Below are 15150 nucleotides of genomic sequence, written 5' to 3'. Positions count from 1 at the left end.
CATGATTGTCGTGGAAAAACTGACAAAGCAGTTCAAGGGTCAAGAGGTGCTCAAAGGCATCGATCTTGAGGTGAAGGAAGGCGAGGTCGTGGCCATCATCGGCCCCAGCGGTTCGGGTAAAACCACGTTCCTGCGCTGCCTGAACTTCCTTGAACAACCCACCAGCGGCCGGATCAAGGTCGGCGATATCGAAATCGATACCAGCCGCCCGCTGAGCCAGCAGCAGAGTCTGGTGCGCAACCTGCGCCAGCACGTGGGTTTCGTGTTCCAGAACTTCAACCTGTTCCCCCACCGCACCGCACTGGAAAACGTCATCGAAGGACCGATCGTGGTCAAGAAGATGCCGCGCGAGCAAGCCGTTGCCCTGGGCATGAAGCTGCTGGCCAAGGTTGGTCTGGCCGGCAAGGAAGATGCGTATCCGCGTCGTCTGTCCGGCGGTCAGCAACAGCGCGTGGCGATTGCCCGGGCGCTGGCGATGGAGCCGGAAGTGATCCTGTTCGACGAGCCGACCTCGGCCCTCGACCCGGAACTGGTGGGCGAAGTGCTGGCGACCATTCGCGGTCTCGCTGAAGAAAAACGCACCATGGTCATCGTCACCCACGAAATGGGTTTCGCCCGCGACGTGGCCAACCGTGTGGTGTTTTTCGACAAGGGCGTGATCGTCGAGCAAGGCGAAGCCAAGGCGTTGTTTGCCAACCCGAAAGAAGAGCGCACCCAACAGTTTCTCAGCAAGTTTCTGAATCACGCCTGAGAACATCATTGTTTTGCATCATTAACTTCCATGGATGGAAGTTATACTTCCCCCGATTTGAAAAAAACATCTAAACCGCTCCAATCTTAAACCTGTCAAAACAATTCATATATGTTCTGCAACAGATACAACTAATCTGAGGCGCGCTTGCGTGCCTGTGAAATTAACTGGATGAGCCCGCACAAAAATCGCAAAAACTCGCGAAAAACCGTAGTTCCATTCGCAATCAACGCTAGGCAGCATGCCTCATCATCGTAGGAAGCTTCTGATTAATCCGTAATTCATGGATTAACTAAGGCGCTCTATTGACACTCTTTCCCGCACGCTCTTATCTAGTCGCCAACCGGCACCCATTAGTTGAATCAATCCGTACTCAGCCCGAACAAAAGTTCATGGCTGCATTACCGATTCATCACGCCTTTTGTTTTTTCAAGAAACGGACTTCGCCGCAAGACTTCAAGGAGAGAACCCGATGACCCGCACTTCGCCTACCCCCGAACTGGCAGCGCCGAACCTCGCATCCGCGCAGAAAAACGCCATCAACCTGGCCGCTGCCGCGCACTTGCTGATTGATGTCATGCCCTACCCCGGCATGGACGTTGGCGATCTGATCGAACTGTTCTGGAACAACTGTTACGTCGCCTCGCGGGTCCTGACCAGTGAGGATCTTGGCGCAACGGTCAGCCTGCGGGTGCCGGAGAGTTTCATCGCCAGTGGCACCGCGCGGATTCATTATCGGGTGATGCAGATCGGCCAGGGACCGGCGCTGTCGGCGGCAACCCGGGTGCAGGTCAAGCTCGACTGCCCCGGCGGCCAGCCTTCGCCGTTGTGCGGTGATGAAAATCAACAACTCGCGCCAGTCACGTTTCCCGACACCATCCGCCGTCAGGGCGTGAACCCCAATCAGATCAAACGCGGTGTGCCCCTGACCATCGAACCCTACCTGAACATGGCCGAGGATGACGCAATCACCTTGCGCTGGGGCGACGTGCGAATGGACCTGGCACCGATCACCGCCGCCGATATCGGCCTGCCGATCCAGGTCTGGGTGCCACCGGCGGTGATCGTCGAGGGAGGTGAGGATCTGCGCCTGGATGTGACCTATTGCGTCCTCGACTGGGTGGGCAACAACTCGCGCTGGGCACCGCCTCGAACGCTGAAGATCGGCTGTGTGAACCCTTATCTGAAGGTGCCGCTGCGCCAGGAGCTGAAGGCCGCTGAATCACGCCAAGAAGAACGCTGAACCTTGTGGCGAGGGAGCTTGCTCCCGCTGGGGTGCGAAGCGCCCCCAGACCTGCGCACCGCGTTCATTCAAATGAAAGGTGGGATCAGGTTTCGCGACTGCTGCGCAGCCGAACGGGACGGTGCGAGGATTCGACAAGCGTCCTTGCCACAGACTCCAGTCACCGAAACAAAGTTGTTAACCAACCCGACCACCACCCCTTCTATACATATTCCTAAAAGTTAGTTTATTTAATATTTATACACGCTTAGGGTATATGAACCGGACCACCGGACATTCTTTCGTTCGCCGCACTTTTGCGGCGTTTTTCATGAGATGTGAGGTAGGTAGTATGGTCCGGAACACAATCACCCCAGTGCAGATCGCCAGGGCATTGCGTGCAGCCAAGGAGCGGCATTGATGTCCAGTCTGGCCGATGCAAACGTCCAGTCTGATCTGGACATCGCCCCACTGTTGTTGCCCGCGCAGGTCTTGCGCAACGACGCCCAAGCCATCAAGGCTGCCCACGAACTGGCGCAGGTTGCCCGTGTGCAGGCCGCCAAGCGCGACCGCCAGCGCAAGCTGCCATGGTCGGAAATCGAACAGTTCACCCGCAGCGGACTGGGCAGCATTGCGATCCCGCGCGAATACGGTGGCCCACAAGTTTCATTCGTCACCCTGGCCGAGGTATTCGCGATCATTTCCGCAGCCGACCCGGCGCTGGGACAGATCCCGCAGAACCAGTTCGGCATCATCAACCTGGTACTCGGCAGCGCCACCGAGGCGCAGAAAAAGCAGCTGTTCCAGAGTGTTCTGGAAGGCTGGCGCATCGGCAATGCCGGCCCTGAGCGCGGCACCAAAAATACTCTGGAATTGAAAGCCCGCATCACCGCCGACGGCGATGACTACGTGATCAACGGCCAGAAGTTCTATTCCACCGGCGCGCTGTTCGCGCACTGGGTGGCGGTCAAGGCGCTCAATGACGACGGCAAGCAAGTGCTGGCCTTCGTCCGCCGTGGCACCCCGGGTCTGCGCATCGTTGATGACTGGTCGGGTTTCGGTCAGCGCACCACCGCCAGCGGCACGATTCTGCTGAACAATGTGCGGGTCGAGTCGAGCCTGGTGGTCGACAACTGGAAGATCAACGAGAAGCCGAATACCCAAGGCGCCGTGTCGCAGCTGATTCAGGCGGCCATCGACGCCGGCATTGCCCGTGGCGCTATCGACGACGCCATCGAATTCGTCAAAACCCGCGCGCGGCCATGGATCGACGCCAAGGTCGAACGCGCCAGCGATGACCTCTACGTGATCGCCGACATCGGCAAACTGAAAATCGAACTGCACGCCGCCGAAGCGCTGCTGCGCAAGGCCGGCAAAGTGCTCGACCAAGTCCATGCCGCGCCGCTCACCGCCGAGTCCGCCGCCCGCGCTTCGATTGCGGTAGCCGAAGCCAAAGTGCTGACCACCGAGATCTCGCTGCAAGCCAGCGAAAAACTCTTCGAGCTGGCCGGCAGCCGCGCGACCCTCGCCGAATTCAACCTTGATCGCCACTGGCGCAACGCCCGGGTGCACACCCTGCACGACCCGGTGCGCTGGAAGTATCACGCGGTCGGCGCCTATCGCCTCAACGGCACTTTGCCGGCTCGCCATTCCTGGATTTAACGACCGCACACTTTTGACCAGATCTCTGGAGAAACACATGACTTATTCTCATCACGTCGCGGTCATCACCAGCGATGAGCAAGCCCTGATTGTCGCCAGCGACCTGGCCGAAGATTTCAAACGCGACAGTGCCGTGCGCGACCGTGAACGCCGCCTGCCACTGCCGGAACTCGACGTGTTTTCCCGCTCCGGCCTCTGGGGCATCAGCGTGCCCAAGGAATACGGCGGCGCCGGTGTGTCCAACGTGACCCTGGCCAAAGTCATCGCCCTGATCGCTCAGGCCGACGGCTCCCTCGGACAGATTCCGCAGAACCATTTCTACGCCCTCGAAGTGCTGCGCGTTAACGGCAGCCACGAGCAGAAGCAACGGCTGTACGCCGAGGTGCTGGCCGGTCAACGTTTCGGCAACGCCCTGGCGGAACTGGGCACCAAAACCGCTCACGACCGCGTCACCAGCCTCAAGCGTGACGGCGACGGCTATCGCATCAACGGTCGCAAGTTTTATGCGACCGGCGCGATCTACGCGCAGCGCATCCCGACTTCCGTCGTCGATGAAAACGGCGTGCAGCAACTGGCTTTCGTCCCGCGTGACAGCCAAGGCCTGACGGTGATCGACGACTGGAGCGGCTTCGGCCAGCGCACCACCGGCAGCGGTTCGGTGGTGTTCGAAGACGTCTATGTCGCTGCCGAGGACGTGATCCCGTTCCAGAGCGCTTTCGAGCGCCCGACCACGGTCGGCCCGCTGGCGCAGATTCTTCACGCCGCCATCGATACCGGCATCGCCCGCGCTGCTTATGAAGATGCCCTGCACTTCGTGCGCAGCAAGACCCGGCCGTGGATCGACTCCGGCAACGACAAGGCCACCGAAGACCCGCTGACCCTGAAGAGTTTCGGCCACTTGAGCATTCGTCTGCACGCCACCGAAGCGCTGCTTGAGCGCTCTGGCGAATTCCTCGACAAAGCCCAGGCCGAGACCAACGCCGAAACCGTCGCCGCCGCGTCGATTGCCGTCGCCGAAGCACGGGCGATCAGCACTGAAATCTCGCTCGCCGCCGGCAGCACCCTGTTCGAACTGGCCGGCAGTCAGGCGACCCTGATCGAACACGGCCTCGACCGCCACTGGCGCAACGCCCGGGTGCACACCCTGCACGACCCGGTGCGCTGGAAGTATCACGCGGTGGGCAATTACTACCTCAACGATGAAAAACCGCCACTGCGGGGCACTATCTGATGAGCAAGAAAAAGATCCTGCTCAACGCGTTCAACATGAACTGCATCGGCCACATCAACCACGGGTTGTGGACGCATCCACGCGATACCTCGACGCGCTACAACACCATTGAATACTGGACAGAACTGGCGCAGTTGCTGGAGCGCGGTTTGTTCGACGGGCTGTTCATCGCCGACATCGTCGGCGTGTACGACGTCTACCAGAACTCGGTGGACGTCACACTCCAAGAGTCGATCCAGTTGCCGGTCAACGACCCGCTGCTGCTGGTGTCGGCGATGGCCGCCGTGACGAAAAACCTCGGCTTCGGCCTGACCGCCAACCTCACCTACGAACCGCCCTATCTGTTCGCCCGTCGCATGTCGTCGCTCGATCATCTGAGCCGTGGGAGGGTCGGCTGGAACATCGTCACCGGTTACCTCGACAGCGCCGCCAAGGCCATGGGCCTGCGCGAACAGGTCGAGCATGACCGTCGTTACGATCAGGCCGACGAATACCTCGAAGTGCTCTACAAACTCTGGGAAGGCAGTTGGGAAAACGGCGCGGTGCTTAATGACCGTGAGCAGCGCATCTATGCGCAGCCGGAGAAGGTGCACAAGGTCGAACACCACGGCGAGTTCTATCAGGTCGAGGGTTATCACCTCTGCGAGCCGTCGCCGCAGCGCACACCCGTGCTGTTCCAGGCTGGCAGTTCCGATCGTGGTTTGCTGTTCGCCGGGCGTCACGCCGAGTGCGTGTTCATCAGCGGCCAGAACAAGCCATCGACCAAAGTGCAGGTGGACAAGGTCCGCGCCAGCGCCGTCGAAGCCGGACGCAATCCCGAGGACATCAAGGTGTTCATGGGCCTCAACGTGATCGTCGGCGCGACCGAAGAAGCCGCGTGGGCCAAGCACGCCGAGTACCTGAGTTATGCCAGCGCCGAGGCTGGCGTCGCGCATTTCTCAGCCTCCACCGGCATCGACTTTTCCCAGTACGAAATCGACGAACCGATCCAGTACGTCAAGAGCAATGCCATCCAGTCCGCGACCAAGAACCTGCAGAACAACGACTGGACCCGGCGCAAATTGCTCGAGCAGCACGCCCTCGGTGGCCGCTACATCACCGTGGTCGGCTCGCCTGAGCAAGTGGCGGATGAACTGGAATCGTGGATCGCTGAAACGGGACTCGACGGCTTCAACCTGACGCGCATCGTGACCCCGGAAAGCTATGTCGATTTCATTGAGCTGGTGATTCCGGAGCTGCAACGGCGCGGGTCGTACAAGACTGCGTATGACAACGGCAGCTTGCGCGAGAAGTTGTTCCACGGTGAGGCGCATTTGCCTGAGCAACACACCGGCTCTTCGTACCGCCGCTAAAAGCATCGCTGGCAAGCCAGCTCCCACAAGGGTCTGTGGCGTTCACAAAACCTGTGGGAGCTGGCTTGCCAGCGATGAGGCCCGACCAGACACCACAAAATTCATGCACTGACTGGAAACCACACCATGACCCAGAAATTCCTGTCCCACCCAGTCAAAGCACTGGCCCTGGCCTTCGGTCTGTTCAGCTCGGCAGTGTTCGCTGCCGACGCTCCATTGAAAATCGGCACCACCGCCGCCTTCGCCATTCCCCTGGAAGCCGCCGTCGAAGAGGCCTCCAAACAAGGCCTTAAAGTCGAGCTGGTGGAGTTCACCGACTGGATCGCACCGAACGTCAGCCTCGCCGCCGGCGACATCGACGTGAACTACTTCCAGCACATCCCGTTCCTCGAAAATGCCAAGGCTGCCTCCGGTTTTGACCTGGTGCCGTTCGCCCCGGGGATCATCAACAACGTCGGCCTCTATTCGAAAAAATACAAAAGCTTCGACGAGTTGCCTGAAGGCGCCAGCGTCGCCATCGCCAACGACCCGATCAACAGCGGTCGCGGTCTGCAACTGCTGGCCAAGGCCGGTCTGATTACCCTGAAACCGGGGGTCGGCTACAAGGCCACCGAAGACGACATCGTTGCCAACCCGAAGAAGATCAAGATCCTGCAAGTCGAAGCCGTGCAACTGGTGCGCGCCTACGATGACGCCGATCTGGTCCAGGGCTACCCGGCCTACATCCGTCTGGCGAAGACTTTTGACGCCGGTTCGGCGTTGCTGTTCGACGGTCTCGACCACAAGGAATATGTGATCCAGTTCGTGATCCAGCCCAAGAGCAAGAACGACCCGCGCCTGATCAAATTCGTCGACATCTATCAGCACTCGCCGGTTGTTCGCGCCGCGCTGGATAAGGCTCACGGCAAGCTGTATCAGGCCGGTTGGGAAAGCTGAGCATGACCGCCGCGATCCAACGGCGACTGGATATTCCAGAGCCCAAAAATGCTGAAAAAACCGAACTGCATCCCGAGCTGAATCGCGCCCACGTGCGCTTCATCGGCCTGGGTAAAACCTACGAGGGGCGGCAAGGCCCGGTCGCGGCCCTGCAAGGCATCGATCTGGCGATCCAGCGCGGCGAGGTGTTCGGCATCATCGGTCGCAGCGGCGCTGGCAAGTCGTCGCTGATCCGCACGATCAATCGTCTGGAGCAACCGACTTCGGGGCGGGTGCTGATCGATCAGGTCGACATCGGCGAGTTCGACGAAGACCGACTGGTCGCCCTGCGCCGGCGCATCGGCATGATCTTCCAGCACTTCAACCTGATGTCGGCCAAGACCGTGTGGCAGAACGTCGAACTGCCCCTGAAAGTCGCGGGCGTGCCGAAGGAACAGCGGGAAAAAAAGGTCCGTGAACTGCTCGAACTGGTCGGCCTGCAAGCCAAGCACACGGCCTACCCGGCGCAGCTTTCCGGCGGGCAGAAACAGCGCGTCGGCATCGCTCGCGCATTGGTGCATGACCCGGACATTCTGCTCTGCGACGAGGCCACTTCGGCGCTTGATCCCGAGACCACCCAATCGATCCTCGGCCTGCTGCGCGAGATCAATCAGCGCCTGGGCCTGACGATTGTTTTGATCACCCACGAAATGGCGGTGATCCGCGAAATCTGCGACCGCGTGGTGGTGCTGGAACACGGGCGGATCGTCGAGCAGGGCCCCGTCTGGGAGGTGTTCGGCAATCCGCAGCACGAGGTCAGCCAGACCTTGCTCGCGCCGCTGCAACACGCCTTGCCGGAAGAACTGCAAAGCCGTCTGCATGCCCAGCCGCCCTCCCCGGGCGCAGCGGTGGTGCTGCGTTTGCAGTTCACTGGCAGTGCCGGCGACGAGCCGGATCTGGCAGCCCTCTTCGCCGCCCTCGGTGGTCGGGTGAAGTTGCTGCAGGGCGGCGTCGAACGGATTCAGGGCCACGCGCTGGGACAATTGTTGTTAGCGGTCAGCGGCTCACCCTTGAGCGCCGAACAATTGCGCGAGCGCGCCGCGCAGTGGGCACAACGGGTGGAGGTATCGGGTTATGTGGTTTGATCGTTTGCTCCAGGGTTTCATCGACACCTTCCTGATGGTCGGCGTGTCATCGCTGATCGCCTTGCTGGTGGGGATCCCGATGGCGGTGATTCTGGTCACCAGCGACAAGGGCGGAATCTACGAAGCGCCCGTACTCAACAAAGCGTTGGGCGCGTTCGTCAACCTGTTCCGCTCGATCCCGTTTCTGATTCTGATGGTCGCGCTGATTCCGTTCACCCGGCTGATTGTCGGCACCACGTACGGTGTGTGGGCGGCGGTGGTGCCGCTGACGATTGCCGCGACGCCGTTCTTTGCGCGGATTGCCGAAGTGAGTTTGCGTGAGGTCGATCACGGATTGATCGAGGCCGCGCAGGCCATGGGCTGCCGACGCTGGCACATCGTCTGGCATGTGCTGTTGCCTGAAGCGCTGCCGGGGATTGTTGGCGGGTTCACGATTACGCTGGTGACGATGATCAACTCGTCGGCCATGGCCGGGGCGATTGGTGCCGGGGGGCTGGGCGACATCGCTTATCGCTACGGCTATCAGCGCTTTGACAGCCAGATCATGCTGACGGTGATTGTGTTGCTGGTGGCGTTGGTGGCGGTGATTCAGTTGGGTGGGGATCGTCTGGCGCGGGGCCTGAACAAGCGCTGATTTCAGCAGGGCTCATTCGACGCTTTTGAAACCGCTTTCGCGAGCAGGCTCGCTCCCACATTTGGAATGCGTTCCCCTGAGGGAGCGAGCCTGCTCGCGATGGGCTGCGCAGCGGCCCCGCTGGTTGGCGTATATTCGGCGAATCCCAACTGCCGCGCAGCCCTCGACCATGAAGCAAACCCCCACCGATCTGGAACAGATCACCGCCACCACCCTCGGCCACTACAACTCGGTGGCCGAAGACTTTCGCGAAGGCACCCGCGATCACGATGTCAGCCAGAACATCGACGCCTTGCTTCGCCATATCCAGGGCACGGCGCCGTTCTCCATTCTCGATTTCGGCTGTGGGCCGGGGCGTGACTTGCGCACGTTCACCCGCATGGGCCACGTTGCGGTCGGCCTCGACGGTGCAGAGCAATTCGCGCAAATGGCACGGGCAGACAGTGGCTGTGAAGTGTGGTGTCAGGACTTTCTGAAACTTGATCTGCCGGCCGAGCGCTTCGACGGGATCTTCGCCAATGCGGTGCTGTTTCATGTGCCGTTGCAGGAGTTGCCGCGAGTGCTCAAGCAGCTGCATGGCACGTTGAAACCGGGCGGGGTGTTGTTCAGTTCCAATCCGCGCGGGGATAACCGTGAGGGCTGGAACGGGCCGCGTTATGGCTCATATCACGACCTGGAGGCGTGGCGCGGGTTGCTGACGGCAGCGGGGTTTGTCGAGCTTGAGCATTACTACCGGCCCGCGGGGTTGCCGCGCGAGCAGCAGCCTTGGCTGGCCAGTGTCTGGCGTAAATCTGCGTAGTCAGTTCTGACGCCTTCGCGAGCAAGCCCGCACCCACAGTTGGAATACGCTCCCCTGTAGGAGTGAGCCTGCTCGCGATGAGTGCGCAGCACTCGCTTTTAAGCGTCCTCTTTCTTCGGCTCGCGAATCCTGTACCAGGCCACATACAGCGCCGGCAAAAACAGCAGCGTCAGCAACGTCGCGACCACGATCCCGCCAATCATCGCGTAAGCCATCGGCCCCCAGAACACTTCGCGGGCAATCGGGATCATGCCCATGCTCGCCGCCGCGGCGGTCAGCAGGATCGGTCGACGGCGGTGTTCGGTCGCTTCCACCACCGCATCCCACGGCGCATAGCCCTTCTTCTCGTACTCATCGATCTGCGTCACCAGAATCACCGAGTTGCGAATGATGATGCCGATCAGCGCCAGAATCCCGAGGATCGCCACGAAGCCCATCGGCGTGCCGGTCGGCACCAGCGCCAGTACCACGCCGATCAGACCCAGCGGCGCGACACTCGCCACCAGGAACATCTTCTGCACGCTGTGCAGCTGGATCATCAGGAAGGTCGCCATCAAAAACAGCATCAACGGCAGCACCTTGGCGATCGGCCCCTGGGCCTTGCCGCTTTCCTCGACCGTACCGCCGGTGGCGACTTTGTAGCCGACCGGCAGCTTTTCAGCGAAGGCATCGATTGACGGCTTGAGCAGTTTCACCAGGTCGGTCGGCTGGATCTCGTCGCGCACCGAGGCCTTGATGGTGATGGTCGGCAGACGGTCGCGACGCCACACCAGCGGCTGCTCCAGCTCATACCGCACGGTGGCGAAGGCCAGCAGCGGAATCGAGGTGCCGTTGGGCGTGACGATCTGCAGGTTCTGCAGGGTTTCCGGGGTGCCGCGTTCGGAATCCACCGCGCGCCCGACGACGTTGATCAGGTAGATATCGTCATCGACCTGGGTCAGTGGCGAACCGCTGACGATGCTGTTCATCAACTTCGCCACATCTTCCGACGACAGCCCGAGCTGACGCGCCTTGTCCTGGGCGATGTCGATACGCAGGACTTTGCCCGGTTCGTTCCAGTCGTAAATGATCTCGCCGATGTGTTCGTTCTTGTCCAGCTCGGTCGCCAGGTCGATGGCGTGCTTGCGCACCTGATCGATGTCCTTGCCGCTGACCCGGTACTGGATCGGCCGGCCCACCGGCGGGCCCATTTCCAGCGCCTGCACATAACTGCCGATGCCGACGAAGTCCTTGTGCAGACGCTCACGCAGGCGTTGGCTCAGGGCCTCGCGGGCTTTGAAGTCTTTGCTGACGATCACCAGTTGCGCGTAGTACGGGTTCTGCAATTGCTGGTCGAGCGGCAGGTAGAAACGGATCGCGCCCTGACCGATGTAAGTGCTCCAGCGCACGATGTCCGGGTCGCCCTTGAGCGTGGCTTCGAGCTTGTCCACGGCCTTGCGGGTTTCGTCGATCGAGGCGTTTTGCGGCAGGTTCAGATCGACGAGGATTTCCGGGCGATCGGAGGACGGGAAAAACTGGTTCTGCACAAAGCGCATGCAGAACACCGCCAGCACGAAGCACAACACGGTGATGCCAATCGCCCACCAGCGGTTACGCATCGACCACAACAAGCCGTGATTGAATGCCCGGCCAATGCGCCCCGGCTCGGCTGCGTGGGGTTTCACGTTGGTGCTGAGAATGTGCACGCCGATCACCGGTGCGAACAGCACCGCGACGATCCACGACACCAACATCGCCACCGCGATTACCGCAAACAGGGTGAAGGTGTACTCACCGGCGGAGCTGGCGTTGAGGCCGATCGGCACGAACCCGGCGACCGTCACCAGCGTACCGGTGAGCATCGGGAACGCTGTGGAGGTGTAGGCGAACGTGGCCGCCTGCTCCTTGGTCTCGCCCATTTCCAGGCGCGTGACCATCATCTCCACGGTGATCATCGCATCGTCCACCAGCAGGCCGAGGGCGATGATCAGCGCACCGAGGGAAATCCGCTGCATGGTGATGCCGCTGTACTCCATGAACACGAAGACCATCGCCAGCACCAGCGGAATCGAGCACGCCACCACCAGCCCGGCGCGCACGCCAAGGCTGATGAAGCTGACCACCAGCACGATGATCACCGCTTCGAACAGCGCGCTGGTGAAGCCGCCGACGGCCTCTTCCACCACCACCGCCTGATCGGACACGGTGTGCACGCCGACACCCACCGGCAGGTCGGCCGTCAACTGGTCGATGCGCGCGTGCAGCGCTTTACCGAATTCCTGCACGTTACCGCCCTTCTGCATGGCAATCGCCAGGCCGATGGCCGGTTTGCCATCGAAGCGGAATTCCGGGGTGGCCGGGTCGACGTAACCACGGCTGATGTCGGCGACATCGGCCAGACGATAGAAGCGGTCGTTGAGCTTGAGATTGACCTCGGCCAGATCCTTCTCCGAAGCGAACTGCCCCGAGGTGCGCACGGAAATCCGCTCCGGCCCGGCCTCGATCACACCCGCCGGGGTCACCGCGTTCTGCGATTGCAGGCTCTGCACCACCTGGCGCTGATCAATGCCCAGCGCGGCGAGTTTGCGCGTGGAGAAGTTCAGGTAGATCACTTCGTCCTGCTGGCCGACCATCTCGATCTTGCCCAGCCCCGGCACGTTGCGGATCTCGGCGCGGGCCTGTTCCACGTAGTCGCGCAACTGGCGCATGGTCAGGCCATCGGCAGTAAAGGCGTAGACCGAGCCGTAGACGTCGCCGAACTCATCGTTGAATCCGGGTCCCTGAATCCCTTGGGGAAACTGCCCGCGAATGTCATCGATCTTCTTGCGCACCTGGTACCAGATTTCCGGAATGTCCTTGGCGCTGGTGGTATCGCGCAGGTACACGTAGACCGTCGATTCACCGGGCCGCGTGTAGCTTTTCACGTAATCGAGGGAGTCGAGTTCCTCAAGTTTTTTCTCGATGCGGTCGGTGACCTGCTTGAGGGTTTCTTCCTGAGTCGCGCCCGGCCACTTGGTCTGGATCACCATGGTCTTGATGGTGAACGACGGGTCTTCTTCGCGCCCCAGATTGAAGTAGGAAAACACCCCCATCAGCAGCGCGACGAACATCAGGTACCAGACGAACGACTGATGCTTGAGGGCCCATTCGGAGAGATTGAAAGAGCCTTTCATTGACTGTCCTCGTCGAGTTTCACGGCTTGTCCGGGTTTGAGGCTGTTGACGCCTGCGCTGACCACCTGCTCACCACTCTTGACCCCGCCGGCCAGCACCACGGTGCTGTCAGTGCGGCTGGTCACGCTGACGTCACGGGGGGAGACGGTTTTGCTTTGGGGGTCGATGACCCAGATGCGGGTCTTGCCGTCGACTTCCTGCAACGCCGTCGCGGGCAATTCGATCCGCGACTTTATGGCCGAGCTGAGGGTCACGCTGATCGCCGTGCCGAGACGAAACCCGGGCGGGGTTTCGCTAAGGGTCAGGCGTGCACGACGGGTACGCGTGGCGCTCTGTGCCTGGGGTTCGATTTCGCGAATGATCGCCGTGGTGCTGATGCTCGGGTCGAGCTGCGCGGCCACCAGAAACACCACGTCGGCGGGGATCTGATCGACCAGCGTATCCGGCAGGTCGATCACCGCTTCCTTGATGTCCGGTTGCGCCAGGGTCACCACTTGCTGGCCGGCGGTTACCACTTGGCCGGCCTCGGCATTCCATGCCGTGACCACGGCTTTGTGGTCGGCGCGCAGTTCGGTGTAGCCGAGCTGATCCTTGCTCTGGTTGACCGCCGCCCGCGCCTGATCGAGCGAAGCCTGGGTGGTTTTCAGGTCGGTGGTGGCGATGTCCAGTTGTGCCTGGGCGCCCACGCCGCGATCGAACAGCGCCTGCTGCCGCCGGGCATTGGCCTGAGCGTTGATCAGTTGCGCCTGCACCTTGGCCAGATCGCCCTGGGCCGAGCGCAACTGGTTCTGCTGATCGGTCGGGTCGAGGGTGGCAAGCAGCGTGCCCTTATCCACTTCGGCGCCGACATCGACGTTGCGACTGGCGATGCGCCCGCCAACGCGAAACCCGGTATTGCTCTCGTAACGCGCCTGAATGCTCCCGGCGAAGCGCCCGAGGGTTTCTTCGTTCAGCGCCTGCACCTTGATCGACAGCACCGGCCGCACCGGCTCCGGCGGTGGTTCGCTTTTCGAGCAGGCAGCCAGCAGCACACCAATGGACAACAGCCCCAAACGCTTCATGGCTGTGCTCCCGGTTGCAGATCCTTGTAGGTATTTTCGGCGATTTCGACTTTCATGCCCGGGTGCAGCAGTTGTCCACCGGCAACGATGACTTTTTCGCCGCCGTTGAGGCCGCCGCTGATGATGACCTTACCGGTCAGATAGCGGCCGACGGTGACGTTATGCAATTGCGCTTGACCCTTGTCGTCGACCATCCACACCGCCGGGTCGCTGATGTTTTTGGTCAGCGCCGACCACGGCAATTCCACCGCCGTTTTGCCAGTGCCCTTGGCGGTGGCACTGACCACCGAGCCGAGCTGCATGCCTTGCGGGAGGCTGTCGAGGGTGACCTTGACCTGCACCGTGCCCGATTGCGCCGACACCGCCGGGGTGATTTCACGTACGGTGCCGGTGGTCTTGATGTTTGGGTTGTCGAGCAGACTGACGACGATCGAGCGATCGGCAGGCCGTTCCGAGAGCAGCGATTCGTAGACGTTGAACACCGCATCGCGGTCGCCATCGCGAGCCAGTTTGAAAATCGGCGCGGTCGCCTGGACCACCTGGCCGACTTCAGCCTGGCGCTCGGTGATGATGCCGGGGGCATCGGCGATCAGCGAGGTGTAGCTCAACTGATCCTTGGCATTGGCCAGTTGCGCCTGGGCCGCGCTCAGAGCGCTCTGGCTGCTGCGCAACGCGGCTTGGGCGGAGTCGAATTCGCTCTGGCTGGTGTAGCCCTTGGGCAACAGTTTTTGCTGCCGCACGAACGCCGCAGCGCTTTGTTTGACCCGCGCCTGCTCGGCGACAACCTGCGCCTGGGCGGAATCGACGTTGGTCTGCAAATCCTTGGGATCGAGTTTGGCCAGCACCTGTTTGGCGCTCACCCGGTCGCCGACATCGACCATGCGCTGGATGATCTTGCCGCCGACCCGGAACGACAGTTCGGTCTGCACCCGCGCCTGCACGTCACCGGTGAGGGTCACGGCAGCGGCATAGTCAGCCGGTTTCACCACTTGCACAAAGACCCGGGGGAAGTACTCCGCCGGGGCTTCTTTCTTGCCGCAAGCGGTCAGCGCCGTGAGCAGGCTCAGCACGACCACTGTTTTCAATCCGGGACTCGCCATGCAGACTCCTTCCTGTGTACGAACGTGCAAGTGACGATACGACTGTGAGCTTAGAACAGGGTTCAACCTTCGCTCGCGGGAATAACGCATTTTCCACATTGATTTCTGTGGCGAGGGAGCTTGCTC

At 61.3% G+C, this 15150-nt stretch carries 12 protein-coding genes; 9 read left to right on the top strand and 3 right to left on the bottom strand.

Annotated features, from left to right (window positions below; translation table 11 throughout):
* Nucleotide 1: 1 nt before the first annotated feature.
* From tcyN to M0814_RS13175, 9 genes are all read left to right on the top strand, one after another.
* On the top strand, nt 2-751 hold the full coding sequence (gene tcyN / locus M0814_RS13215; RefSeq protein WP_003220606.1) for an L-cystine ABC transporter ATP-binding protein TcyN: 750 nt from the start codon (nt 2-4) through the stop codon (nt 749-751).
* A 472-nt stretch (nt 752-1223) separates the two neighbouring features.
* Nucleotides 1224-1994, top strand: coding sequence for a hypothetical protein (locus M0814_RS13210; RefSeq protein WP_003220605.1), 771 nt, complete (start codon nt 1224-1226; stop codon nt 1992-1994).
* 399 nt (nt 1995-2393) lie between these two features.
* Complete coding sequence (locus M0814_RS13205) at nt 2394-3635, top strand: SfnB family sulfur acquisition oxidoreductase (protein ID WP_112997808.1); 1242 nt, start codon at nt 2394-2396, stop codon at nt 3633-3635.
* A gap of 37 nt (nt 3636-3672) precedes the next feature.
* Nucleotides 3673-4866, top strand: coding sequence for an SfnB family sulfur acquisition oxidoreductase (locus M0814_RS13200; protein ID WP_103521963.1), 1194 nt, complete (start codon nt 3673-3675; stop codon nt 4864-4866).
* Nucleotides 4866-6218: an LLM class flavin-dependent oxidoreductase gene (locus tag M0814_RS13195; protein ID WP_103485216.1), complete on the top strand. Its 1353-nt coding sequence runs from the start codon at nt 4866-4868 to the stop codon at nt 6216-6218. Before M0814_RS13200 ends, M0814_RS13195 begins: the two co-directional genes overlap by 1 nt.
* A 126-nt stretch (nt 6219-6344) precedes the next feature.
* The gene (locus tag M0814_RS13190; RefSeq protein WP_103485217.1) at nt 6345-7154 is read left to right on the top strand and encodes a MetQ/NlpA family ABC transporter substrate-binding protein; all 810 of its coding nucleotides are present in this window, start codon (nt 6345-6347) and stop codon (nt 7152-7154) included.
* A 2-nt stretch (nt 7155-7156) separates the two neighbouring features.
* Nucleotides 7157-8278 carry an ATP-binding cassette domain-containing protein gene (locus M0814_RS13185; protein WP_103485218.1) on the top strand — a complete coding sequence of 374 codons (1122 nt, stop codon included), beginning with the start codon at nt 7157-7159 and terminating at the stop codon, nt 8276-8278.
* Nucleotides 8268-8912 carry a methionine ABC transporter permease gene (locus M0814_RS13180; protein WP_003220597.1) on the top strand — a complete coding sequence of 215 codons (645 nt, stop codon included), beginning with the start codon at nt 8268-8270 and terminating at the stop codon, nt 8910-8912. The genes M0814_RS13185 and M0814_RS13180 overlap by 11 nt, the downstream gene beginning before the upstream one ends.
* A 169-nt stretch (nt 8913-9081) precedes the next feature.
* Nucleotides 9082-9711 (top strand): class I SAM-dependent methyltransferase, encoded by a 630-nt coding sequence (locus M0814_RS13175; RefSeq protein WP_103485219.1) that lies wholly within the window; start codon nt 9082-9084, stop codon nt 9709-9711.
* A gap of 98 nt (nt 9712-9809) precedes the next feature.
* On the opposite strand, the gene M0814_RS13170 is transcribed toward M0814_RS13175, so the two are convergent.
* From M0814_RS13170 to M0814_RS13160, 3 genes are read right to left on the bottom strand one after another with little or no spacing between them, the layout of a single operon-like run.
* On the bottom strand, nt 9810-12863 hold the full coding sequence (locus M0814_RS13170) for an efflux RND transporter permease subunit (protein WP_103485220.1): 3054 nt from the start codon (nt 12861-12863) through the stop codon (nt 9810-9812).
* Nucleotides 12860-13924, bottom strand: a complete 1065-nt coding sequence (locus tag M0814_RS13165; RefSeq protein WP_003220590.1) for an efflux RND transporter periplasmic adaptor subunit — start codon at nt 13922-13924, stop codon at nt 12860-12862. The genes M0814_RS13170 and M0814_RS13165 overlap by 4 nt, the downstream gene beginning before the upstream one ends.
* Nucleotides 13921-15024, bottom strand: coding sequence for an efflux RND transporter periplasmic adaptor subunit (locus M0814_RS13160; RefSeq protein WP_003220588.1), 1104 nt, complete (start codon nt 15022-15024; stop codon nt 13921-13923). The genes M0814_RS13165 and M0814_RS13160 overlap by 4 nt, the downstream gene beginning before the upstream one ends.
* Nucleotides 15025-15150: the final 126 nt, after the last annotated feature.

Source organism: Pseudomonas sp. MWU12-2020 (assembly GCF_023100605.1).
GTDB lineage: Bacteria > Pseudomonadota > Gammaproteobacteria > Pseudomonadales > Pseudomonadaceae > Aquipseudomonas > Aquipseudomonas fluorescens_H.
This window is presented reverse-complemented; position numbering and strand designations above follow the sequence as displayed.

What these genes read in the sequence shown, in the direction of transcription:
- tcyN (WP_003220606.1), top strand. Translation starts at nt 2, where the DNA reads ATGATTGTCGTGGAAAAACTGACAAAGCAGTTCAAGGGTCAAGAGGTG.
- M0814_RS13210 (WP_003220605.1), top strand. Translation starts at nt 1,224, where the DNA reads ATGACCCGCACTTCGCCTACCCCCGAACTGGCAGCGCCGAACCTCGCA.
- M0814_RS13205 (WP_112997808.1), top strand. Translation starts at nt 2,394, where the DNA reads ATGTCCAGTCTGGCCGATGCAAACGTCCAGTCTGATCTGGACATCGCC.
- M0814_RS13200 (WP_103521963.1), top strand. Translation starts at nt 3,673, where the DNA reads ATGACTTATTCTCATCACGTCGCGGTCATCACCAGCGATGAGCAAGCC.
- M0814_RS13195 (WP_103485216.1), top strand. Translation starts at nt 4,866, where the DNA reads ATGAGCAAGAAAAAGATCCTGCTCAACGCGTTCAACATGAACTGCATC.
- M0814_RS13190 (WP_103485217.1), top strand. Translation starts at nt 6,345, where the DNA reads ATGACCCAGAAATTCCTGTCCCACCCAGTCAAAGCACTGGCCCTGGCC.
- M0814_RS13185 (WP_103485218.1), top strand. Translation starts at nt 7,157, where the DNA reads ATGACCGCCGCGATCCAACGGCGACTGGATATTCCAGAGCCCAAAAAT.
- M0814_RS13180 (WP_003220597.1), top strand. Translation starts at nt 8,268, where the DNA reads ATGTGGTTTGATCGTTTGCTCCAGGGTTTCATCGACACCTTCCTGATG.
- M0814_RS13175 (WP_103485219.1), top strand. Translation starts at nt 9,082, where the DNA reads ATGAAGCAAACCCCCACCGATCTGGAACAGATCACCGCCACCACCCTC.
- M0814_RS13170 (WP_103485220.1), bottom strand. Translation starts at nt 12,863, where the DNA reads ATGAAAGGCTCTTTCAATCTCTCCGAATGGGCCCTCAAGCATCAGTCG.
- M0814_RS13165 (WP_003220590.1), bottom strand. Translation starts at nt 13,924, where the DNA reads ATGAAGCGTTTGGGGCTGTTGTCCATTGGTGTGCTGCTGGCTGCCTGC.
- M0814_RS13160 (WP_003220588.1), bottom strand. Translation starts at nt 15,024, where the DNA reads ATGGCGAGTCCCGGATTGAAAACAGTGGTCGTGCTGAGCCTGCTCACG.